This is a genomic window from Flavobacterium glycines (assembly GCF_900100165.1).
Lineage (GTDB): Bacteria > Bacteroidota > Bacteroidia > Flavobacteriales > Flavobacteriaceae > Flavobacterium > Flavobacterium glycines.
This window is the reverse complement of sequence record NZ_FNEO01000004.1, coordinates 49062-72794: the sequence shown is the minus strand read 5'-3', so window position 1 is coordinate 72794 and position 23733 is coordinate 49062. Positions and strand designations below refer to the sequence as shown.

Annotated in this window: 23 protein-coding genes; 22 read left to right on the top strand and 1 reads right to left on the bottom strand. The window is 32.2% G+C overall.

The window, feature by feature from the left end; all coding sequences use genetic code 11:
* Positions 1-73 precede the first annotated feature (73 nt).
* The 5 genes from rfbC (at position 74) to BLR17_RS11175 (ending at position 5699) form a co-directional block, all read left to right on the top strand.
* A complete protein-coding gene (rfbC, locus tag BLR17_RS11195) occupies positions 74-625 on the top strand; it encodes a dTDP-4-dehydrorhamnose 3,5-epimerase (RefSeq protein WP_066329296.1) in 552 nt (183 codons plus the stop codon).
* Position 626: 1 nt separating this feature from the next.
* Entirely contained in the window at positions 627-1475 is an 849-nt protein-coding gene (gene rfbD / locus BLR17_RS11190) for a dTDP-4-dehydrorhamnose reductase (RefSeq protein ID WP_066329295.1), read from the top strand.
* 100 nt (positions 1476-1575) lie between these two features.
* Positions 1576-2622, top strand: a complete 1047-nt coding sequence (rfbB, locus tag BLR17_RS11185) for a dTDP-glucose 4,6-dehydratase (protein ID WP_066329292.1) — start codon at positions 1576-1578, stop codon at positions 2620-2622.
* 83 nt (positions 2623-2705) lie between these two features.
* On the top strand, positions 2706-3575 hold the full coding sequence (gene rfbA, locus BLR17_RS11180; protein ID WP_066329291.1) for a glucose-1-phosphate thymidylyltransferase RfbA: 870 nt from the start codon (positions 2706-2708) through the stop codon (positions 3573-3575).
* 156 nt (positions 3576-3731) lie between these two features.
* Complete coding sequence (locus BLR17_RS11175) at positions 3732-5699, top strand: nucleoside-diphosphate sugar epimerase/dehydratase (protein ID WP_066329290.1); 1968 nt, start codon at positions 3732-3734, stop codon at positions 5697-5699.
* A 409-nt stretch (positions 5700-6108) separates the two neighbouring features.
* Here the strand turns inward: BLR17_RS11175 and BLR17_RS11170 are convergent, their stop codons facing one another.
* Positions 6109-6846, bottom strand: coding sequence for a tyrosine-protein phosphatase (locus tag BLR17_RS11170; protein ID WP_066329289.1), 738 nt, complete (start codon positions 6844-6846; stop codon positions 6109-6111).
* 783 nt (positions 6847-7629) lie between these two features.
* On the opposite strand from BLR17_RS11170, the gene BLR17_RS11160 reads away from it, so the two are divergent.
* The 17 genes from BLR17_RS11160 to BLR17_RS11080 all read left to right on the top strand — a co-directional run bounded on the left by BLR17_RS11160 (position 7630) and on the right by BLR17_RS11080 (position 23714).
* Complete coding sequence (locus tag BLR17_RS11160) at positions 7630-8499, top strand: ABC transporter permease (RefSeq protein WP_066329287.1); 870 nt, start codon at positions 7630-7632, stop codon at positions 8497-8499.
* 177 nt (positions 8500-8676) lie between these two features.
* The gene (locus BLR17_RS11155) at positions 8677-9933 is read left to right on the top strand and encodes an ABC transporter ATP-binding protein (RefSeq protein WP_083189541.1); all 1257 of its coding nucleotides are present in this window, start codon (positions 8677-8679) and stop codon (positions 9931-9933) included.
* Positions 9930-10781: a hypothetical protein gene (locus tag BLR17_RS11150; protein ID WP_066329285.1), complete on the top strand. Its 852-nt coding sequence runs from the start codon at positions 9930-9932 to the stop codon at positions 10779-10781. The genes BLR17_RS11155 and BLR17_RS11150 overlap by 4 nt, the downstream gene beginning before the upstream one ends.
* A gap of 14 nt (positions 10782-10795) precedes the next feature.
* A complete protein-coding gene (locus tag BLR17_RS11145; protein WP_066329284.1) occupies positions 10796-11734 on the top strand; it encodes a GDP-L-fucose synthase family protein in 939 nt (312 codons plus the stop codon).
* Between the two features lie 5 nt (positions 11735-11739).
* Entirely contained in the window at positions 11740-12807 is a 1068-nt protein-coding gene (gene gmd / locus BLR17_RS11140) for a GDP-mannose 4,6-dehydratase (RefSeq protein WP_066329542.1), read from the top strand.
* Position 12808: 1 nt separating this feature from the next.
* Positions 12809-12949, top strand: coding sequence for a glycosyltransferase (locus tag BLR17_RS11135; RefSeq protein ID WP_083189517.1), 141 nt, complete (start codon positions 12809-12811; stop codon positions 12947-12949).
* A 4-nt stretch (positions 12950-12953) separates the two neighbouring features.
* Positions 12954-13823, top strand: a complete 870-nt coding sequence (locus tag BLR17_RS11130; protein WP_083189538.1) for a glycosyltransferase family 2 protein — start codon at positions 12954-12956, stop codon at positions 13821-13823.
* Between the two features lie 13 nt (positions 13824-13836).
* Complete coding sequence (locus BLR17_RS11125) at positions 13837-14931, top strand: glycosyltransferase WbsX family protein (RefSeq protein WP_066329280.1); 1095 nt, start codon at positions 13837-13839, stop codon at positions 14929-14931.
* A complete protein-coding gene (locus BLR17_RS11120) occupies positions 14928-15845 on the top strand; it encodes a glycosyltransferase family 2 protein (protein WP_066329278.1) in 918 nt (305 codons plus the stop codon). Before BLR17_RS11125 ends, BLR17_RS11120 begins: the two co-directional genes overlap by 4 nt.
* Positions 15846-16811 carry a glycosyltransferase family 2 protein gene (locus tag BLR17_RS11115; RefSeq protein ID WP_066329277.1) on the top strand — a complete coding sequence of 322 codons (966 nt, stop codon included), beginning with the start codon at positions 15846-15848 and terminating at the stop codon, positions 16809-16811.
* A gap of 1 nt (position 16812) precedes the next feature.
* A complete protein-coding gene (locus tag BLR17_RS11110) occupies positions 16813-17676 on the top strand; it encodes a glycosyltransferase family 2 protein (protein ID WP_066329275.1) in 864 nt (287 codons plus the stop codon).
* A complete protein-coding gene (locus BLR17_RS11105; RefSeq protein ID WP_066329273.1) occupies positions 17673-18452 on the top strand; it encodes a glycosyltransferase family 2 protein in 780 nt (259 codons plus the stop codon). The genes BLR17_RS11110 and BLR17_RS11105 overlap by 4 nt, the downstream gene beginning before the upstream one ends.
* A gap of 19 nt (positions 18453-18471) precedes the next feature.
* Complete coding sequence (locus tag BLR17_RS11100) at positions 18472-19311, top strand: glycosyltransferase family 2 protein (protein ID WP_066329271.1); 840 nt, start codon at positions 18472-18474, stop codon at positions 19309-19311.
* Positions 19312-19344: 33 nt separating this feature from the next.
* Positions 19345-20481 carry a glycosyltransferase family 4 protein gene (locus tag BLR17_RS11095; RefSeq protein WP_245683136.1) on the top strand — a complete coding sequence of 379 codons (1137 nt, stop codon included), beginning with the start codon at positions 19345-19347 and terminating at the stop codon, positions 20479-20481.
* Positions 20481-21356 (top strand): glycosyltransferase family 2 protein, encoded by an 876-nt coding sequence (locus BLR17_RS11090; RefSeq protein WP_066329264.1) that lies wholly within the window; start codon positions 20481-20483, stop codon positions 21354-21356. Before BLR17_RS11095 ends, BLR17_RS11090 begins: the two co-directional genes overlap by 1 nt.
* Position 21357: 1 nt before the next feature.
* Positions 21358-22794, top strand: coding sequence for an MBOAT family O-acyltransferase (locus BLR17_RS11085; RefSeq protein ID WP_066329262.1), 1437 nt, complete (start codon positions 21358-21360; stop codon positions 22792-22794).
* A gap of 2 nt (positions 22795-22796) precedes the next feature.
* Positions 22797-23714, top strand: coding sequence for a hypothetical protein (locus BLR17_RS11080; protein ID WP_066329260.1), 918 nt, complete (start codon positions 22797-22799; stop codon positions 23712-23714).
* Positions 23715-23733: the final 19 nt, after the last annotated feature.

Here is a 23733-nt window from a genome sequence, read left to right as displayed (position 1 = left end):
GAAGAAGCATTAAAAGTTTATAAAGTTTAATTTTATAAAATTTTGATGCTTTTTATTTAAAAATATTCTAATAGTGGAAATTGAAAAAACCCCCATTAACGATTTAATAATTATTAATCCTGTTGTGTTTAATGATGAAAGAGGCTATTTCTTTGAAGCCTATAATGAGGCTAAATTCAGAGAAAATGGAATAATTTATAATTTCATTCAGGACAATCAGTCTTTTTCTAAAAGAGGAGTAATTCGTGGTTTGCATTTACAGACTAATCCTTTTGCTCAGGCTAAATTAGTTCGTGTTCTTGAAGGCGAAATTCTGGATGTAGCGGTGGATTTGAGAAAAAGTTCGCCAACTTATGGACAGTATTTTTCAGTTGTTTTAAGTGCTGAAAATAAAAAACAATTGATGATTCCGCATGGTTTTGCCCATGGATTTTCGGTTTTGAGTGCAACCGCTTCTGTTTTGTATAAAGTAGATCAGGTGTATCACAAAGAAAGTGAAAGAGGGATTCGTTATGATGATTCTATCTTAAATATCGATTGGAAAATTGATTATAATGAAGTGATTGTTTCGGAAAAAGATTTGATTTTGCCTTATTTTAAGGATATTGATTTTTCATTTGAGTAATATGAAAAAAATACTAGTAACGGGAGCCAATGGACAATTGGGGTCAGAATTGAGAGTCTTATCTACGGGGACTAATTTTGAGTGGGTTTTTACTGATTATCAGGAACTGGATTTGTGTGATTTGAAAAATTTAGCCGATACAATTTCAAAAATAAACCCCGATATAATTATTAATTGTGCTGCTCATACCGCTGTGGATAAAGCAGAGTCCGAATATGAATTGTCGGATGTGTTGAATCATCAGGCTGTGGCTATTATGGCGAAATGGAGTTTTGAGAATGATTGTAAACTAATTCATATTTCAACGGATTATGTTTTTGATGGTAATTCAGCAATTCCTTTAACAGAAGAGGCTTCAACGGCTCCAATAAACGTTTATGGTGTTACCAAATTAGCAGGTGAGAAAGCCTGTATGCAAAATAATCCTGATGGGATTATTATTCGTACTTCATGGGTGTATTCCAGTTTTGGGAATAATTTCGTAAAAACCATGTCCCGATTGATGCAGGAAAGAGACAATTTGAACGTGGTTAATGATCAAGTAGGAAGTCCAACATATGCCGCCGATTTAGCAAAAGCAATACTAACTATTATCAATCATTCGAATTGGCAATCGGGAATTTATAATTTTTCGAATGAAGGAGAAATAAGTTGGTACGAGTTTGCTCTGGCTATTAAAGAAATTGGAGGTTTTGATTGTGAAATTAACGGTATTCCGTCATCAGCATATCCTACTCCTGCTAAACGTCCGGCTTATTCTTTGTTGGATAAAACAAAAATCAAAACTACTTTTGGAGTAATTGTTCCGGACTATAAGGTGAGTTTGAAAAAGTGCATGAGACTGTTATAAGTTATAAGTTATAACTTATAAGTTATAAGTGTATGTCATTCTTTTTCGATACTTTGGGATTGAAGTGCTTAACACACTTTGTGTTTAAATAAAAATAAAAATGAAAAAAATACTTATCACCGGTGGAGCCGGTTTTATAGGTTCGCATGTAGTAAGACGTTTTGTAAATAGGTATCCGGAATATCAGATTTTTAATCTGGATGCTTTGACTTATGCAGGTAATCTTGAAAATATTGTTGATATTGAAAAACAGCCCAATTATACTTTTATCAAAGGTGATATTACAGATGCGGATTTTATTAATACATTATTTGCAGAGCATCAATTTGATGGGGTATTGCATTTGGCAGCGGAATCGCATGTTGATCGTTCTATCACTGATCCTATGGCGTTTGTAAAAACCAATGTAATTGGGACAGTGAATTTATTAAATGCAGCCAAAACAATTTGGAACGAAAATTTTGAAGGCAAACGTTTTTATCATATTAGTACCGATGAGGTTTATGGAAGTTTAGGAGCTGAAGGATTATTTACTGAAACTACTGCTTATGATCCTAATTCGCCTTATTCAGCATCGAAAGCCAGTTCCGATCATTTTGTTCGTGCTTATGGTGAAACTTATGGTTTGCCTTACGTTCTGACAAACTGTTCTAATAATTATGGCCCAAATCATTTTCCGGAAAAACTGATTCCTTTATTTATCAATAATATTATCAATAATAAAGCATTGCCTGTTTATGGTGACGGGAAGTATACACGCGATTGGCTTTTTGTGGAAGATCATGCAGTAGCGATTGATTTGGTTTTTCACGAAGGCAAAAATCATGATACTTACAATATTGGAGGTTTTAACGAATGGCAAAATATTGATTTGGTGAAATTGCTTTGCAACATCATGGACGAAAAATTGGGCAGAGCAGCCGGAACTTCCGAGCAATTAATTACCTATGTTAAAGACCGTCCCGGACATGATTTGCGTTATGCTATTGATGCCACCAAAATTAATAAAGAATTAGGCTGGAAACCATCTGTTACTTTTGAGCAAGGCTTAGAAAAAACAGTCAATTGGTATATGGAAAATCAGACTTGGCTGGATAATGTGACATCAGGAGAATATGCTTCTTATTATGATAAACAGTATTCTTAAAATTTGTATTTAATAATGTTGTCAGTTGTCGGTTGTCAGTTTTTAACTCACAATCCATAACTCACAACCCATAACTGTAAAAAATGAAAGGAATTATACTAGCAGGAGGTTCAGGAACCAGATTGCATCCGCTAACTTTAGCTATGAGTAAGCAAATGATGCCGGTTTATGATAAACCCATGATTTATTATCCTTTGTCTACCTTAATGACGGCAGGGATTAATGAGGTATTGATTATTTCGACGCCTCATGATTTGCCTAATTTTAAAAAGTTATTGGGTGATGGCTCAGCCATAGGCTGTCAATTTAGTTATGCGGAACAGGCAATACCTAATGGATTGGCTCAGGCTTTTGTCATTGGGGAAGAATTTATTGGGGAGGATAGTGTTGCGTTGGTTTTAGGGGATAATATTTTCTTTGGTTCTAATATGGATGAATTGTTGCAATCGAATACGAATCCTGATGGAGGAGTGGTTTTTGCTTATCATGTTTCGGATCCTGAACGTTATGGAGTAGTCGAGTTTGATAAAGATTTGAAAGCCATTTCTATTGAAGAGAAACCACTGCAGCCGAAATCTAATTATGCAGTGCCGGGATTGTATTTTTATGATAATTCGGTAGTAGCCATTGCTAAAAGTATTCAGCCCAGTGCCAGAGGTGAATATGAAATAACCGATGTGAATAAGGCTTATTTGGAACAAGGGAGGTTAAAAGTGGGTATCCTGAGCAGAGGTACAGCCTGGCTGGATACCGGAACTTTTAACAGTCTGATGCAGGCCGGGCAATTTGTTCAGGTTATAGAAGAACGTCAGGGATTGAAAGTAGGCTGTATTGAAGAAATAGCCTGGCGACAAAGTTTTATTTCTGATGAACAATTGCAAGCTTTGGCAGAACCTTTGAAAAAATCAGGTTATGGTGAATATTTGTTGGGATTGTTAAAACATAAATTTTAAGGTTTTTGCATCAGTTTGATTGTGAGTTTGTTTTGTTGAGAAACGAATTATATAGTTAATTGTTTTCTGTAAATTGAATTTTATTCGGTTTCATGTTTGTAAAACATTTTTATGTTATACTTTTGATGTTAATTAACAGTGTAAAAAGAATTTATCTTGAGTAACTATACTAAACGAGAGCTAAGAAGATTGATATTAAACGTTTTTTCTGGCGAAAATTTAATTCTTAATATACGTAATTTAAGTTATCTGCCCAGATGGATTGTTTTGGGTATAGATTTAATTGTGCTTATAGCAAGTTTTTTCTTTACGAAGCTTATTATAAACGGTATAGGTTTACATTATATCGGTTTTGAGAATAAAGCACCTTATATCTGTTTGATATTGGGAGTTAATGTTTTCTTCTTTTGGATTTTTAGAACTTATGCTGGAATTATAAGGCATTCTTCTTATACAGATGCTATTAAGTTATTGTTTTCTCAAATTTCGGTTTTAGTTTTTTTTGTTATTGTAAATACGGTATTTCAGTATTTCTATGGATTCAAAATTTACTTGAATACGGCACTTTTTATGAATATGGTGCTGTCTTTTTGTGGATTGTTTTTGTATCGTGTTGTAGTAAAACAGGTATTCGAACAGTTTTTTTCAGAAAGAAACAATGTCAATTTGCCACGTACAGTAATTTATGGAACCGATGCAAATGCGCTTGCTGTGGCCAATGCTTTAAAGTTAGAAAAACCTACCCGATTTAAAATTGTTGGTTTCGTAGATAGAAACAGTCAAAATTCATCCAAAAGAATGATGGATTTGCCTATTTTAATCCAAAAGAAAAAATTGCCTACTCTGATGCGCTCTGTAGGTGCTGAAGGGGTAATTATTGCTGATAAGAGTTTGTCTAAAGAAGAACGATTGCTAATAGTAGAACAATGTTTGGAATTTAATTACAAAGTATATATCGTTCCTTTAATTACCGACTGGGAAAACCAAAAAGAGATTTCTCAAAAAGTAAAAAATTTACAAATTGAAGATTTGTTAGACAGAAAACCGATTGTTTTAGACGGAAAATCTATTTCCAAACAATTAAAAGACAAAACGGTTTTGATTACAGGAGCCGCAGGTTCTATTGGTAGTGAAATTGTGAGACAGGTGCTGCTTTTTCATCCTAAAAAGATAATTGCTCTGGATCAGGCTGAAACTCCTTTGCATCATTTATGTCTGGAATTGTCTGCTTTAAATACAGAGGTGACTATTGTGACTGTTGTGGCTGATATTAGAAATAGGGATGCAATGAACAGGGTTTTTAACGATTATATGCCCGAAGTAGTATATCATGCAGCCGCTTATAAGCATGTCCCATTAATGGAAGCCAATCCTTCTCAGGCTATCTTAACTAACGTGGATGGAACTAAAAATATAGCCGATTTATCTTGTAAATACAAGGTTAAAAGTTTTGTAATGGTATCTACCGATAAGGCGGTGAATCCGAGTAATGTGATGGGGGCCAGTAAGCGAATTGCCGAAAAATACGTTCAGTCGCTACAGTTAAAATCTAATGTTGACAGAAATGCCAAAAGTACTAAGTTTATTACCACCCGTTTTGGTAATGTGTTAGGATCTAATGGTTCAGTAGTGCCATTGTTCACTAGACAAATTGCTGAGGGTGGACCAATAACGATTACGCATCCTGATATCATCCGCTATTTTATGACGATTCCTGAAGCTTGTCAACTTGTTCTGGAAGCTGGAGCTATGGGTAAAGGTGGCGAGATTTATATTTTCGATATGGGTAAACCGGTTAAGATTATTGATTTGGCCCGAAAAATGATCAAATTGGCAGGTTTCGTACCTGATGAAGATATCAAAATCAAGATTGTAGGTTTACGCCCGGGTGAAAAATTATATGAAGAATTGTTGAATGATACTTCGAAAACAATTCCTACGCACCACCACAAAATTATGATTGCCGAAGAAATCCAGGAAGAGTTTGAAATTTTACATGATGAAATTGAGGAACTCATAACCATTGCCAATTTTCATAAAAAAGAAGCTATCGTAGCTAAAATGAAGAAAATAGTACCTGAATTCAAAAGTATGAATTCCACTTACGAGGTATTGGATAAATAAGATTTAATCACAAGGCAGTAATATAACTGCGTTTTTAAAGTTTAAAACCATTAAGTAATTAAGGTATTTAGTTTTCTATATTTAACAACTAATCTTAATGCCTTAATGGTTATTTAATTTAGATCTTACTGTTTTTTATTTAACAGCAAAGAGCGCAAAGTTTTTCGCAAAGTTCACTGAGTTTTGAACATAGCAATTATAAAAATAATTTGCGTTATATGTTGTCTTATATGTACTGTTAAATAAGTTATATTAAGTGATGTAAATTAAAAGAAACTTATATGACTTATGTGGTAAAAAGATTATAATAATAATCTGCGAATTTGCGGTAAAATATTCAACCAAATAAGTCACAAAAGTTGAACTCCAAAGATTATAAAAATAATTGGTGTAATTTGTGGCTAAAAAACTAGAACTTAAAAAACTGATTGTTGGCAATAATTTCCTTAAGAGGATTGATGTCTTTAATTTTTAGTTTTTGTTCAAAAGCGGTAATATGATTGTTGTGATGCACATCGGAACCCACAAAATCATACATGCCTTTTTGTAGTAAACTTTCAGCTATTTTAGCAATATTATCTCCGTAATAGCCTACTACAGCTAACAGGTTGAGTTGAAACAGGCAACCCGCTTTTTTAAGTTTGTCGTATTCTGAAAAATTTTTATGATAAAATAAATAGCGTTCCGGATGGGCAAGAACAGGGGTGTAACCTGCTACTCTTAAGTCGAATAGAATTGAATATAGCTGGATAGGTGCATTGATATACGACATCTCCACCAATACATAATTATCTTTCAGGGTCAATAAATCATTCGATTGAAATAAACGAACAAATTGATCGTCCATTAAATATTCGGCAGCTGCCTTAAAAGGAACATTAATATTGCTTTTACGAAGTGCTTCAACTGTATTGTTCTTATTAGCAATAATCTGGTCATGTGTGTTTTCCCAAATATGCTGAATGATATGTGGCGTGGTAATAAATTGCTTTATGCCAAAGTTTTTTAAGGCTTGGGTAAGACGTAAGCTGTCCTCAAAGGTTTTAGCCCCATCGTCAATTCCAGGTAATAAATGAGAATGAATATCAATATGATTATCAGGAATAAGATCCTTCAGAATCGGTTTGGATTTAAATAATGTAAACATAAGGCAAAGATAGGGAAAGAATTTGGAAGTTGTCGGTTGTGAGTTATGAGTTATGAGTTGTGAGTTATGAGTTATGAGTTATGAGTTGTGAGTTGTGGGTTGTGGGTTGTGAGTTATGAGTTATGAGTTATGAGTTATGAGTTGTGTTCTTCGATTCTTCGTCGAGCTGAGGACAGGCTTAGCTCAGGATGACGGTGAGTTGTGAGTTTATTGCATTATTCAGAACTGACAACAGCTAACCCACCAATTTTCGTTTTTCCCCATCCCTAAAGGGAGCCGAAAATTGGAATGTCATGATTAACAATTAATGTCTTAATTTCAATAAACAGGAATTTTCGTTTTTCCCCATCCCTAAGGGGAGCCGAAAATTGGAATGTTAGGATTAACAATTAATGTCTTAATTTCAATAAACAGGAATTTTCGTTTTTCCCCATCCCTAAAGGGAGCCGAAAATTGGACGTCAGGATTAACAATGAATGTCTTAATTTCAATAAACAGGAATTTTCGTTTTTCCCCATCCCTAAAGGGAGCCGAAAATTGGAATGTCATGATTAACAATGAGTGCCTCAATTTCAATAAACAGGAATTTTCGTTTTTCCCCATCTCTAAAGGGAGCCGAAAATTGGAATGTTAGGATTAACAATGAGTGCCTCAATTTCAATAAACAGGAATTTTCGCTTAAAACAAGTTTTTTCACCTCGTTTTTGTGTTAGTAGTCGGTTATTTTTGTTTTGACTGAAAATTGGATAGTATATTTACGCTTAGCAGTTATTTTTAGTTTAAATGAATCAAAGAGATAAATACGAAAAGGATTGGTTGTTTGAAATAACACCTAAAAACAAATTCTTTTCATTGAATTTGAAAGAAGTCTGGCAATATCGGGATTTGCTGATACTTTTTGTAAAGAGGGATATTGTTACCGTTTATAAACAAACCGTTTTAGGGCCATTGTGGTATTTAATTCAGCCTTTATTTACATCGATAACTTTTACTATTGTGTTTAATAATTTGGCCGGAATCAGTACCGGTAAGGTTCCATCATTTCTTTTTAATTTGGCTAGTATTACCGTTTGGAATTATTTCACCGCCTGTTTTACCGGCACATCCAATACCTTTGTGTCCAATGCCGGTATTTTTGGGAAAGTTTATTTTCCCAGAATTATTGCTCCCTTAACTACTGTGATTTCTAATTTACTGAAATTTGGAATCCAATTGTTTGTATTCTTTGTTTTTTACGTTTATTTTTATTGGAAAGGAGCTCCTTTAAGTTTTAATTGGACGACTCTCTTTTTTCCGTTTTCAATAGTTTTAATGGGGGTTTTAGGGTTAGGATTAGGAATGATTATTTCCTCCATGGTGACTAAATACAGGGATTTTAGTTATCTGATTGGTTTTGGGGTACAGTTGCTTATGTATGTTTCGGCGGTTATTTATCCGATGGCATTAATTGAAGAAAAAATTCCTGAATATGCCTGGATTATTCAATACAATCCTTTGGCTTATATTATCGAAACTACTCGTTATATGTTGTTAGGAGTAGGTGAATTTCCAGTTGGAGGAATGTTATATACTTTGGTTTTAACTTTTTGTATATTTATTACAGGTGTTTTATTGTTTAATCGAACGGAGAAAAATTTTATAGATACGGTGTAGTTTGTCCTAAATTTTCGTTTTGCCCCAGCCCTAAAGGGAGCCGAAAATTTAAAGAACTAAAAAAAATAAATCTTGAAAAAATAAAAATGTTCCATTTCTTTTTTCCACCCTTTAAGGATGGGGAAGGAAAAAGAAATTTCTAGCAAACAACTGACAACTGACAACTCACAACTCAAAATGAAAGATATAATTTTAAAAGCCGAAAATATCTCCAAGCAATACCGACTGGGACAAGTAGGTACAGGGACTTTAAAGCACGACTTAAACCGTTGGTGGCATGCTATTAGAGGTAAGGAAGACCCTTATTTGAAAATTGGAGAAACAAATGATCGCTCGACAAAAGGAGAAAGTGATTACGTTTGGGCGTTACAGGATATCAATTTTGAAATAGCCAAAGGGGAGGTAGTAGGTATTATTGGGAAAAACGGAGCAGGAAAATCCACCTTGTTGAAAATTTTGTCCCGGGTGACTGCACCTACAACAGGCAGTGTAAAATTTGGAGGCCGTGTGGCTTCTTTACTGGAAGTGGGTACCGGTTTTAATGGTGAAATGACGGGCCGTGAGAATATTTTCTTGAACGGGGCAATATTAGGTATGACCAAAAAAGAAATCGCTTCCAAGCTCGATGAAATTATCGAATTTTCGGGCTGCGAGCGTTACATTGATACTCCGGTAAAACGCTATAGCAGCGGCATGTATGTGCGCCTGGCTTTTGCTGTAGCCGCATTTTTAGAACCTGAAATACTTATTGTCGATGAGGTTTTAGCCGTAGGCGATGCCGAGTTTCAAAAAAAAGCCATTGGCAAAATGCAGGATATTTCCAAAGGCCAAGGCAGGACTGTTTTGTTTGTGAGTCATAATATGGCGGCGGTAAAGAGTTTGTGTACGAGAGGGATAGTTTTGGAAAATGGTGGAGTTGTTTTTGAGGGTAAGATTGATAGTTGTCTTTCTCGTTACATCAATGATTATGACTCGAAAAACGCTCTCATTTTAGATATGTGTTCTATAAACAATAGTAATATACAGATTAAGGATATTAAAATTAATAATTCTAATTCTTGTGAAATAAAATTAAATGCAGATTCAAATTTACTGTTTATTCAAGTAACGGGATTTATACGCGAAGAAATCAGTTTTGATTTAGAAGCTCGATTTTTTGATAAATACGATAATCCTTTGGCTTTTTATAGTCCAAGTCATTTTTCAGGTATGCCTCCTAAATATTCAAAAGGAAGTTTTTTAATAGAGAAAAAAATACAATTTCCTGAGAACATCAATAAAGGGGATGTTTTCATGAAAATATATTTGACACATCCTGGATTGGAAACTTTTTTAGAGACTAAGGAAAATATTTTAGTGTCATTTGATGGTTTTAAAATGAAAAACAGTTGGTCGTTTGAGATAGAAAAATCAGGTTTTATGTTTTTAAAATGAAAATTTATTTTGTTACATACGGGAATGATAAATTTAAATATTCTGTAAAAAGAATTGTTAAAGAAGCTCATAAAATTGAAATTTTTGATGAAGTTATCAGTTTTTCCGAAAAAGATTTGCCTCTGTATATAAAGAGTTCACCTTTGTTTTCAACTTCTAAAGGAGGAGGGTATTGGCTATGGAAACCATTTGTGGTGAAAAAAATATTAGATCAAGCACAGATGGGTGATGTAATAATATATTCGGATGCAGGTAATACATTATTTGAATCTGAACAATGGAAAAAATATATAAGCTTTTTAAATAATGAAGATTGTGTTTTTTTTCAGTATAGAGAAAATGTTGATTACGGATGGTCAAAGTTTGATACTACTTTCAATAATAGTCCTAAGTTAAAATATTGGGCAAAAAAAAGTGCAATACAACATTTTGAAAATCTATTTAGTTGTGATGAACAGTGGATTGAAAAGACTAAAGTTATTGCAGGTTTTTTTCTTTTAAAAAAGACAGAAGATAGCATAAACCTGGTGAATGAGTGGTTGAATTCCATGTTATATTTTCCTTCAATTGTGGCTGATGTTTTTGAAAATGAAAAAAAGGAACAAGTTGATGGTTTTTCATACCATAGGCACGATCAAAGTATTTTATCAATTATAGTAAGGTTTTACGAAAGTAAGAGTAAAGTGTTGGTTTTAAATGAAGAATTTGAAACAAAAATAGATAATCAAGTGGTTAGAACACTACGTATTAATGATAAGAAAGAAGTAAGTATAATAAGGATGAGTATTTATAGGATGTATAAGTATTTGTATAAGAAAGTTGTAAAAAATATCATTTTTAAATTATAGAGTATTCAATTACAATGAACACCAATTCAAAAATATATATTGCAGGTCATAATGGTATGGTGGGCAGTGCTATTTATCGAAATCTTCAAAGCAAGGGATTTACAAATATAGTGACTCGAATGTCAGCTGAACTTGATTTACGCAATACGGAAGCTGTTGCCGCTTTTTTTGCTCAGGAACAACCGGAATATGTGTTTCTGGCAGCAGCAAAAGTAGGAGGTATATTAGCTAATAATATTTATAAAGCCGATTTTTTGTATGATAATTTGATGATACAAAATAATGTGATCCATCAAAGTTACCTTCACAAAGTAAAAAAGTTATTGTTCTTAGGTTCGAGCTGTATTTATCCTAAATTAGCTCCACAACCCTTGAAAGAAGAATATTTGTTGACAGGTTTATTGGAGCCTACTAACGAGCCATATGCCATAGCCAAAATTGCAGGTATCAAAATGTGTGAAGCTTACCGAAGTCAGTACGATTGTAATTTTATTTCGGCTATGCCTACTAATTTGTATGGTCCAAATGATAATTACGATTTACAAAACTCGCATGTTTTGCCGGCCCTATTGCGAAAGTTTCACGAAGCTAAAATCAATCAGCAATCAGAAGTTGTTTTATGGGGTGATGGTTCGCCTTTAAGAGAGTTTTTACATGTGGATGATCTAGCTGAAGCCTGTTGTTTTCTGATGCATCAATACGATGATTTAGGACATATCAATGTGGGAACAGGGCAGGATTTGTCAATAAAAGAATTAGCCCTTTTAGTAAAAACTATTGTGGGCTATAATGGTGATGTTTTATGGGATGCTACAAAACCCAATGGTACACCCCGAAAATTAATGGATGTAACTCAGATTAATCAAATGGGATGGAAGGCTGAAATTTCTTTAGAAAAAGGGATTAAAGAGGTTTACCATGAAAAATTTTTAAATCATAATCAAGCAGAATGACAACAATGAAGAAAGCTTTGATAACAGGTATAACGGGGCAGGATGGTTCTTATTTAGCAGAATTATTACTGGAAAAGGGATATGAAGTGCATGGAATTAAGAGAAGAGCCTCTTCTTTTAATACGCAGCGTATCGATCATTTGTATGTGGATTTGCATGAAGAAAATGTCAATTTCAAATTGCATTATGGCGATTTGTCTGATGCAACCAATATTATCCGAATCATTCAGGAAGTGCAACCCGATGAAATTTATAATTTGGGAGCAATGTCTCATGTAAAAGTTAGTTTTGATTCTCCTGAGTATGTGGCTAATGTGGATGGGGTGGGAGTTTTAAGGATTTTGGAAGCTATTCGTATCTTGGGCTTAACACATAAAACTAAATTTTATCAGGCTTCCACTTCTGAATTGTATGGTTCCGTTCAGGAAGTACCACAAACCGAAACGACACCTTTTTATCCACGTTCGCCTTATGGAGTAGCTAAATTATACGGTTTCTGGATAGTGAAAAATTATAGGGAAGCTTACAATATGTTTGCCTGCAATGGTATTTTATTTAATCATGAATCGCCACGCAGGGGAGAGACCTTTGTTACCCGAAAAATTACCATGGCAGTGGCACGGATTGTGTTGGCTGAACAGGATTGCTTGTTTTTAGGAAATCTGGATGCACAACGTGACTGGGGACATGCTAAGGATTATGTGCGAGCAATGTGGTTAATGTTACAACAAGAGCAACCAGAAGATTTTGTGATAGCCACCGGAAAAACGACTTCGGTTCGTGATTTTGTGAAAATGGCTTTTGCCGAATGTGGTATTGAGTTGGAATTTACAGGAGCAAGTGAAAATGAAGTTGGAAAAATTAAAAAATGTAATAATCCCGATTACCAACTAGCTATAGGAACAACGGTTGTAAAAGTGGATACTAATTATTATCGCCCTACCGAAGTAGATTTATTAATAGGTAACCCTACTAAAGCCATGACTCAGTTAAATTGGTCACTGGAATACGATTTGGTGGCTATGGTCAAAGAAATGATGGGTAACGATTTGGAAATTGCCAAAAAGAACTAATATGTATAAATTATCCATCATAACCATTAATTATAACAATCTGGAAGGTTTAAAAAGAACCGTCGAGAGTGTGCTTAATCAAACTTGGCAAGAGTTTGAATACATTGTTATAGATGGTGGTTCTACAGATGGAAATAAATAATTTCATGATAAATATTCAATCATTAGTCTCAATAATAGTACCTTGTTATAATCAAGCGCAATATCTTGATGAATGTTTGCGGTCAGTAATTGAACAAAGTTATACTAATTGGGAATGTATCATTATAAATGACGGAAGTTCTGATAATACAAGAGAAATTGCTCACCAATGGCTGAAGAAAGATTCTCGTTTTCAATATATTTATAAAGAAAATGGTGGTTTGAGTAGTGCAAGAAATACAGGTTTGAAAATAGCTAGGGGAGATTATATTCAGTTTTTGGATTCAGATGATATGTTGAATAGATTCAAATTAGAAAAGCAATTAGATTGTTTTACTTCTGCCATAGATATAGTGATTTGTGATTATTTCCCTTTTGATAATGAAACTAAAGCTTTTAAAAGAGAAAGATATATGAATCCTTTTCCTTCAAGTAATCAATTTAAAATTGAAATCATCTCAAAATGGGAAAGTGGTTTGTCAATTCCATGTCACTGTATCTTATTTAAAAGTAAATTATTGAATCAAAATGAACAAATTATTAGGTTTGAAGAATCACTGCCAAATCATGAAGACTGGGTGTTTTGGGTCAAAGTTTTTTATTATTCACAAGGCATTTCTAATTTGAGTTATTCTTTGGCTGATTATAGAATACATCAAGAATCTATGTGTAGTGATTATGTAACTATGAAAGAAGGTTTCAGACTTGCAGGCAAATTAAATTTATTGTTTTTTGAGAATTTAAATGAAGGTAAGTTTATTAAACTCTGCCAAGAAAAACTTGACTCATTTGTAGAGAAAAAAAAAACTTTTAATATTATTAAAGTAATAAAATTGTTTCTTCCCCCGATTATATTTAAAGTTGTAAAAAAATAAAAATAGATAATACATGAACCAGATTAAACCAATAGCTATTTATTTACCGCAGTTTCATCCTATATCTGAGAACGATAAATGGTGGGGAAAAGGTTTTACAGAGTGGACGAATGTAGTTAAGGCTAAGCCTAGGTTTGAAGGACATTATCAGCCGCATTTGCCAGCCGATTTAGGATTTTATGATTTACGGTTAGAAGAAGCAAGATTAACTCAGGAAGCAATGGCAAAACAATATGGTATTCATGGTTTTTGTTATTATCATTATTGGTTTAATGGTAAAAGAGTATTGCATGAACCATTAGACAGAAAAATGAAAAATCCAAAAGAAGATTTGCCTTTTATGCTGTGTTGGGCAAATGAAAATTGGACCAGAGCTTGGGATGGAGGTATTGAAGATGTTTTGTTACAACAAAATTATTCAGCAGATGATGATAGGGAGCATATAAAGTTTCTGTTATCTTATTTTAAAGATGAAAGGTATATTAAAGTAGAAGGTAAGCCTGTTTTTATTTTTTACAAGCCTGATTTATTTCCTGATATGGCGAGTACAATTGCTATATTTAGAGAGGAGGCAAGAAAAGAAAATATAGAATTGTATTTGGGATGTTTTGAGCGTTGGATAGGATGGAACAAGGAGAAAATGCAAGAATATGATTTTGATGCTATAATTGAATTTCAGCCATTATCTAGGACCATGCGCCTATATAAAGAATATTTGAAAAAAAGAAAACAGACTATTTTAAAACGACTTGAAATTAAGTTCCGTAAAAAATTAAAATGGGAATCAAAACCATCTGAAAAAGATTTTTTAGTTGATTATGAGAGGTTTGTGGATTTCGATTTGCAATGTAATAACAGAGGGGTTTATCCATGTATAACGCCTATGTGGGATAACACTTCAAGGCGTGTGGGTCAAAAAGCCACGATGCTTGTTAATAGCACACCGGAATTATTCAAGTATTGGTATCAAAATAAAATCAAGGCTGAAAATTTTAAAGGATTAGACGAAAAATTTATATTTATAAATGCTTGGAACGAATGGGCTGAAGGGAATCATTTAGAACCATGCCAAAAATGGGGTAAAGCATATCTGAAAGCTATAATATGAAAGTTTTTGTTATCATAGTAACTTATAATGGTATAAAATGGATTGAACAATGTTTAAATAGTGTTTTAAATAATTCCTTCACAGTTGATGTTATTGTTATAGATAATGGTAGTACTGATGGAACACCTGAATTTATTGAATTAAATTTTAACCAAGTTATATTATTAAAACAAAATGAAAATATCGGTTTTGGAGGAGCTAATAATATCGGAATCAAGAAAGCGTATAAAGAAGGAGCTGATTATGTTTTTTTATTAAATCAAGATGCTTGGGTGGAGCCGGATACAATTGTGAAATTGATAAAAGCACAACAAAATGAACCTCATTTCGGTATAATAAGTCCAATGCATTTGAATGGGAGTGGTGACGTATTAGATTATAATTTTTCAAATTATATTATGCCTTCTAAGTGTGAAAATTTATATTCAGATATATATTTAAATAAAATTAAAAACAGTATTTATCAAGTTGATTTTGTGAATGCGGCTGCATGGTTGATTTCTAAAAAATGTATTGAAACTGTTGGAGGTTTTAGCTCTTCTTTTTTTCATTATGGTGAAGATGATAATTATACTCATAGAGTAAAATTTCATAATTTTAAAATAGGAATTTTACCAAGTACAAGATTGTTTCATGATAGAGAACAAAGAAAAACTAATGTTTATTTTCAAAATTCAGATGCTATTTATAAAAGAGAAATAATTTTAAAAGCATCTAATCCTTTTTCTGAATTTTCTTTTTTTTCCGAATATAAAAAGAGATTCAAGAATCTTTTCAAAGCTTTTTGTAAATTTCAATTTAAGGAGGTCAAACAGATTAATAAGCAGATTAGAATACTCAGCGATCTGAATAAAAAAGCAATTGTAAAAGCAAGAAACGAGAGCAAGTTAACCAAACCATCATTTTTAGATTAGATGAATAATCCATTAGTTTCCATTATAATTCCTACTTTTAATAGGGCTCATCTTATTAGTGAAACCCTTGATTCAGTTTTAGCGCAAACCTATCAAAATTGGGAATGTATTGTAGTGGATGATGGTAGTACTGATAATACTGAGGAGCTGGTCAATGCTTATGTTAAAAAAGATAGTCGCTTTCAATTCCATTACCGTCCTTCTGAAAGATTACCAGGGGGAAATGCAGCGAGGAATTATGGCTTTGAAGTCAGTAATGGGGAATATATTAATTGGTTTGATAGTGATGATTTAATGTTGCCCGAATTCATTAGAAAAAAAGTGTATTTTATATTACATATCAAAAATGATATAGATTACGTATTATGTGGTTTTGAAACTTTTGGTATTGATTATCATGTCAAAATAGTTTATAATTTGGAGTTTTTGGAAAATATTTTAGATGTTTTTATGACTTATAAAATAGTTTTTAGTACACCAACTTTTTTTTTCAAAAGAAATATTGTTAAAGAAGTTAAATTTAATGAATATTTGTCTAGGGCCCAAGATTTAGATTTTGTTTTTCGAGTTTTAAATAATCCTAGTATTAGAGGGGTAAATATTAAAGAAATTTTAGTTTTAGTACGAAATCATAATGATACAATTACTTCAAATTTTAAGAGGAGTGAAAAGAAGGATTTAAGTTCTGAATTGATAGTTTGGAAAAATATTTTTGAGTATTTATTTTATAAATCAAATAAAATTAGCGCATCTTATGCTTTAAGAAAATATTTAAAAACAATTCGACGAGCAATAGAAAATAAAGAATATATTTTGGTTGTTAAAATGATTAATAAATTAAAAGAATTGAGCATTCTCTTTAAATTTAAAGTTTATATTGTAATATTAATTCATTTAATTTTTACTAAAGGAGTACATCGATATAAGGGTATTATGAATGAGGAAATAATAAGATTGAAAAATTAATATGTCAAATGCATTAGTTTCCATCATTGTTCCCTGTTACAAGCAAGCCCATTATTTGAGTGAAGCTTTACAGTCGGTATTGGAACAACGTTATTCCAACTGGGAATGTATTATTGTTAATGATGGTAGTCCTGATAATACTGAAATTATAGCCAAGGAATGGATTGAGAAGGATGTTCGTTTTCAGTACTTATATAAAGAAAATGGAGGTTTGCCTTCAGCCAGAAATAAAGGTATTCAAAAGGCGAAAGGTGAATTTATAGTAGCTTTAGATGCAGATGATATTTTGCATCCCGATTATTTAAGGAAACTTGTTCCTGTTTTGCATACTGACAAAAATCTGGCTATTGTGGGCTGTTATTCTAAGTTTTTTATTGATAAGGTTGCAAATGTAGTACATGATTTAAAACCCAAAGGAAATAATTATCGTGATTTAATGTATCAAAATCATCTTGTAGCGACTTCATTATACCGAAAAAAATGCTGGGAAGAAGTAGGTGGTTATGATGAAAGTATGAAGAAAGGATTTGAAGATTGGGAGTTTTGGTTGAACATTACAAAGAGAGGTTGGCAATTCCAATTTGTAGAAGAGTTTTTGTTCTATTATCGCAAAGCAAAAAAATCGATGTTAGTGGATACGATAAACTATCATGCCGAAGCCAATATGGAATACATTTTCAGAAAGCATCAGGATATTTATTGCAGGCATTTTGATAATACGGCCGAAGTACTTTTTTATTACATTAAAACCCATCGTTTGGGTAAAATGAAATTGAAGCATTCCATAGAATACAAAATAGGAAAAGTGATTATGAAGCCTTTTAGGTTACTTTCTCAATTGTTTAAAGCTAATAAAAAACAATGATTTCAGTAGTCATTCGAAATAAAAACCAAGCACCAGCTTTGGCTTTTCTTTTAAAGAACTTAACAGAACGCTATGCTGTCGATATTGCTGAAATTGTTGTAATCGATAATCTTTCTAATGACGGGAGTCAATCGGTAGCGGAGCAATATGGTGCACGATTGGTAACCATAGAGAAATTCAGTTATGGAGGCAGTGCTAATATTGCTGCCAGCCAAGCAAAGCATCCTATTGTAGTTATTTTTAGTGCGCATTCGTATCCGGTGAGTCATGATTTTTTTAAGTTGATCAGACAAAAAATGGAGGCCAATTCGAATCTGGCGGGATTACGCTGTTTGCATGCTTCTAATGATTATCACAATTATATTAATAAAGTTTCAGCTCAAGTTGATCCTAATAAATCAGGTTTGATTTTTTCGGGTTCTGCTTTTAGTAAAAAAGTTTGGGAACAACATCCTTTTAGAGAAGATGTGGCAACATTTGAAGACAAAGAATGGACAAAAAGAGTTTTAGAACAGGGGTACGAAATTGATTTTGTACCTTCCATTTTTCATTATGAAATACAACGAACACCCCAACAACAATTTTTTCGTTTTAAAAACGATGTAGTGGGGAATTATCAGTTATGGCATAAGGAAGTGAGTTCTGTACAAGTCTTAAAAAATTTAATAGGTAGTTTTTGGAATAGTACTAAAATATTTTTAGTGGAACTATACTATATCGTTTTAAGGTTTCTATATTTAATAAAGTTTTTAATAAATAAACCGAAAAAATTCTAGTAAAGTATAATGTGCTACTATGGATATTAAAAATAAAAAGTTAACAATTATAACAATAAACTTAAATAACCTTCAAGGTTTAAAGAGAACTATTGAGGGGGTTTTTAGTCAAACTTGGCAAGAATTTGAATATATTGTTATTGATGGAGGATCTAAAGATGGTAGTGCAGAATTTTTAAAAAATCAAAGCGAAAATATTGATTATTGGATAAGTGAACCAGATAAAGGTGTGTATAATGCAATGAATAAAGGTATTCAAAAAGCCAAAGGAGAGTATTTGTTATTTCTTAATAGTGGAGATCATTTTTATAGTTCAGATGTGTTAAAAGAGAATTATAATTATTTTAAAGATTATGATTTAGTTTCATTTGATTTAGAAATGGTTGATGATAATGGAAAAAGAATTATGTCATCACCTTATAATTTAAAATTTTCTGATTTATATAAAGGTACATTGCCTCATCCGGCAACTTTTATTAAGAAAGAATTATTTAAAAAAATTGGTTTATATGATGAGAAATTAAAAATTGTCTCTGACTGGAAATTTTTTATAATTGCATTGTTCAAACATAATTGTAGTTATTTAAAAATAAAAAAAACTTTGGCTGTTTTTTATTTAGATGGCATAAGTTCAACGATGGATTTTACTTCAGAACGAGAGCAAGTGCTTGAAGAACATTTTAACGGATTTATATTGGATTATAAAGAATTAGAAGAAAATCGTCTTTATAGAAATAATCGTTTTATTATGCTGAAAGAAATTGAAAAATCATGGTTTGGAAAAAAAATAGTCTCTCTTTTTTTTAGATTGTATATTGTATTGTTTTCTAATAGGAAGTTAAAAGACATATTAAAATAAAATTAATTTTATCACTAAACAATGAAAATCTTAATGGTAGCAATTCCTAATCATCATTTTTTTCAATGGGTCAATCAATTAGAAAAAAGTGGGCATGAAGTCTATTGGTTTGATAGTACTGATGGAGGTCCCGAAGTTTCGCGTATTAGTTGGGTGAAACAAATTAAATCTTGGAAATTAAGGTGGGATTTTCCTTTTAGGAGTGCAATAAAAAAACAGTTGCCTAAACTTTACACAAGCATACAAAAATATAATGAGCGAAAAGTAAGTACTGTATTTAAACAAAAACTAAATGAAATTCAGCCCGATATAGTACATTGTTTTGAAATGAGATTAGCAGGTTTTCCTATTTTGGAAGTGATGGAAAAAAGCCCACAACTTAAATTCATGTACTCATCATGGGGAAGTGATATTTTCTATTATAAAGAGCTAGGTGTTCAAGAAACTCAATTTAAGCGTTTTTTATCTAGAGTAGATTATATCATTACTGACTGTAAAAGAGATTTTAAAATAGCTCAGACCAATGGGTATAACCACGAGGGATATAGTGTGATTATTGGAAATGGTGGACTAGCAATCGATTTTGAAAGCATTCAAACCTTGTCCGAGCGACAAATCATAATGATCAAAGGCTATGAAGATGGAGTAGGAAAGGCATTAGAAATTATTAAAGCATTAGAATTACTTCCAGTAGCATTAATAAAAGATTTTGAAATTGTAATTTATAGTGCCAATATACTTGTAAAAGAATATGTGGAGGATTCCTCTTTTTTTGCTCAATTAAAAGTCAAGATTTTTGAAAGAGGTCAATTTGTTGCCAATTCAGAATTGTTGAAAATAATGGGAAAAAGTATCATTCATGTTGCCAATAGTTTGTCAGACGGATTGCCCACAAGTGCTGTTGAAGCCATGGGGATGGGAGCATTTCCTATACAATCTAATCCTGGAAAAGTAACCGAGGAAGTTATTATAAATGGAATCAATGGATTTTTAATTGAGAAGCCTAATGATGTTGAGGCTATTGCAAATCTTATCAAAACGGCAATTGAAAATAAACAAATGAGAGCTAGAGCTCAAGAGTACAATGTTCATTTTGTTCAGCAAAATTACAATAGAACGCAATTGCAGCAAGAAATTATAAATTTATATCAAAGAGTTAAATTGAATTAATGGAAATATCATTTCTTATTGTTACTAAAGGCCGTCCGGAAGAACTACATTTTACGCTAAAGAAATTGCAGTCTATTTTTGATTCCGAACGTCATGAAGTTCTGGTGTATATTGATAATTGTATGGGAACAGAACGATTACAAGCTCAGTTTCACTGGGTAAAATGGTATGTGGGTAAAGAAAGTATTTCGGCTTCTCCGGCACGAAATTTTTTGTATAAAAAAGCAGTAGGTGAAATTTTTATTGGTCTCGATGATGACGCCCATTTGATTTCTGAAAAACCAATTGCAACAATTCAATTTTATTTTAATGCAAACCGAAGTTTAGGAATATTAGCTTTTAAAGAAGTCAAAGGAATTTTTAAGTCGAAAAGCGAAATTAATTTAGAAAATGAAAAAGAAGAATTTTTAACTACTGAATTTATAGGTTCCGGTTTTGCCATTCGTAAAGAAGTATATGATGAAACCAGCGGATTTCCAACTTGGATGGACATTTACGGAGAAGAAACATGTTTGTCGTTGGAAGTGTTGGATTTGGATTATGATATTTTATACACCAATCAAGTAGCCGTTAATCACCGCATAGATGTAGAGAAACGGAAATTACAGGGGAAAAATTATTTTCGTTTTCAAAAACAACTTCAAAACAGTTTTAGATTGTATGTTATTTATTCGAGAAGACCATTTCGGAAAATTGTAAAATTGTTATTTCATAACTTTAAAAAATATGCTCTCAGCGACAGTCGTTATTTTAGCTTGTATGCTTATGCCTTGGGTAATATGATAGTTTTACTGCCGACTATGCTACAACGAAGAAAAAAAATGAGTAAAGCTACCGAACAAAAATTAAAAACATTAAAAAGGATACCCTACTAGTATGCTGTTTAACTCTTTCTCGTTTGCCGTTTTTGTACCAATCGTTTTTGGATTGTATTGGTTCGTTTTTCAAAAATCATTAAAAGCTCAGAATGTCTTATTGCTGTTCGCCAGTTATTTTTTTTATTCCTGTTGGGATTGGCGTTTTCTGTTTTTATTAATGTTTTCAACAGCATTGGATTATTTTTCAGGTTTGCAAATTGCTAAAACAGTAACTGATAAGTATCGAAAAATTTGGTTTTATAGTAGTATTGGAATCAATTTATCTTTTTTGGGTATTTTTAAATATTTTGATTTTTTTGTACTTTCTTTTCAAAATCTTCTTCTTAAAATAGGATTTTCAGTTGATGTTTTTACATTGAATATTATTCTTCCCGTTGGAATTTCTTTTTATACTTTTCATGGGTTGTCTTATGTGATTGATGTGTATAAAAAACGAATTCCAACAGAGAAAAATTTTGTAGACTATGCGGTTTTTGTGTCTTATTTTCCGTTATTAGTTGCCGGTCCTATTGAGCGGGCTACTCATTTATTACCGCAAATTAAAGCAAAACGAAATTTTAATTATGATGAGGCCGTTTTGGGGTTATACCAAATAATATGGGGTTTATTTAAGAAAATTGTAATAGCGGATAATTGTGCTCATTATGCCAATGAGATATTTAATAATCCAGGTCATTATTCAGGAAGTACTCTGGTAATGGGAGCTTTGTTATTTACTTTTCAAATCTATGGTGATTTTTCAGGCTATTCAGATATTGCCATAGGAGTTTCCAGATTATTCGGAATAGAATTGCTTAAAAATTTTGCTTTTCCTTATTTTTCCAGAGATATAGCTGAGTTTTGGCGTCGTTGGCACATTTCACTTTCTTCCTGGTTCAAAGATTATCTCTACATTCCTTTGGGCGGAAGCAAAGGTGGTAAATGGATGCAAATTCGCAACACATTTATCATATTTTTGGTCAGTGGTTTTTGGCATGGAGCCAATTGGACATTCCTAATTTGGGGATTTTTAAATGCTATATATTTTTTACCCTTGTTATTAACCAATAAAAATAGAGTAAATTTAGAAATAGTAGCTAAGAATCAGTGCCTTCCTACTTGGAAAGAAAGTATTCAGATGGGGATTACTTTTGTTTTAACAGTTTTTGCCTGGATTTTTTTCAGAGCCAATTCTCTCGCTTCAGCAATCCAATATATAAAAGGAATTTTCACAAAATCATTGTTTAGCGTACCAGAAGTACGTCCTACATTTTTAATCATTTTGATTGTTGGCTTTGTGTTGGTAGAATGGTTAGGACGAGAAGGGCATTTTGCTTTGGATCATTTCAGAAAAGTGGGAAATCGGTTCTTTCGATGGTCATTTGTCATGTTTCTTTTAGTCTTATTATTTGTTTTTGGAAAAGAAGAGCAAGAGTTTATATATTTTCAATTTTAAGAATGAAAAAATTTATAAAAAATATAGTTTTGTTTTTGTTGCTTTTTTTCTTGGTAGATAAATTATTCTTTTGGAAAATCCAATCTCTCCCAGAGCTTGAATTTGATAAACGTTTGGAATGGATTTTAGAAGGAAAGATGAATAAAGAAATTTTGATATTTGGTTCTTCTCGGGCACAACATAATGTGTATTCAGATGCCATTCAGGATAGTTTAAAAATGACTGCTTTCAATTTAGGGTATAGAGGTTCTAATATTGATTTTCAACTTTTTCTTTTAAAAAAAGTATTGAAACACAATAAAAAGCCTAAAATAATTTTTTTAACAATAGATGAAGAGGCAGCATTTCATGCTGAAAAAACTTTGCAATTCCGATACGATAAATTATACAACTTAGTAAAATATCAAGAAATTACCAATGAGTTGATTGTTAGAAATGATTTTTCTCCATTTGCTTTCGGATGGTATTGTGCACGATTAGGAAAAGAGCAATTCCTTGGTCGAAAAGAAAAAACAAAATACGATAATTGGACAGCAGCAGGGACTGTGCTTTTAGATTTTACAGCAGCTGATTTGAATAAAAAAAAATATCCATTAGTTCATTATAACATAAAATCGGAGTTGCCAGAATTAATAGCGGCTTTCAAAGAGTTTCAGCATATTTGCCAAGTAGAAAATATAAAACTATACCTTCTTGTTCCACCCAATTTTGCTTATAAAAATAAAGAATTTGTAGATAGAGTAAAAGGCTTGATAGTAAATGAACTTACTAAGTTTTATTATGAAAATTCTAATGAGTTTGTGGAATCAAAATATTTTTATGATGAGTCGCATTTGAATAAAAAAGGAGCCATTTTATATACAAATGAAATCATCAAGAGATTAAAAACAGAAATACAACCTAATAATTCAAATCACTAACTGAAGTTGGAGTCAAAAT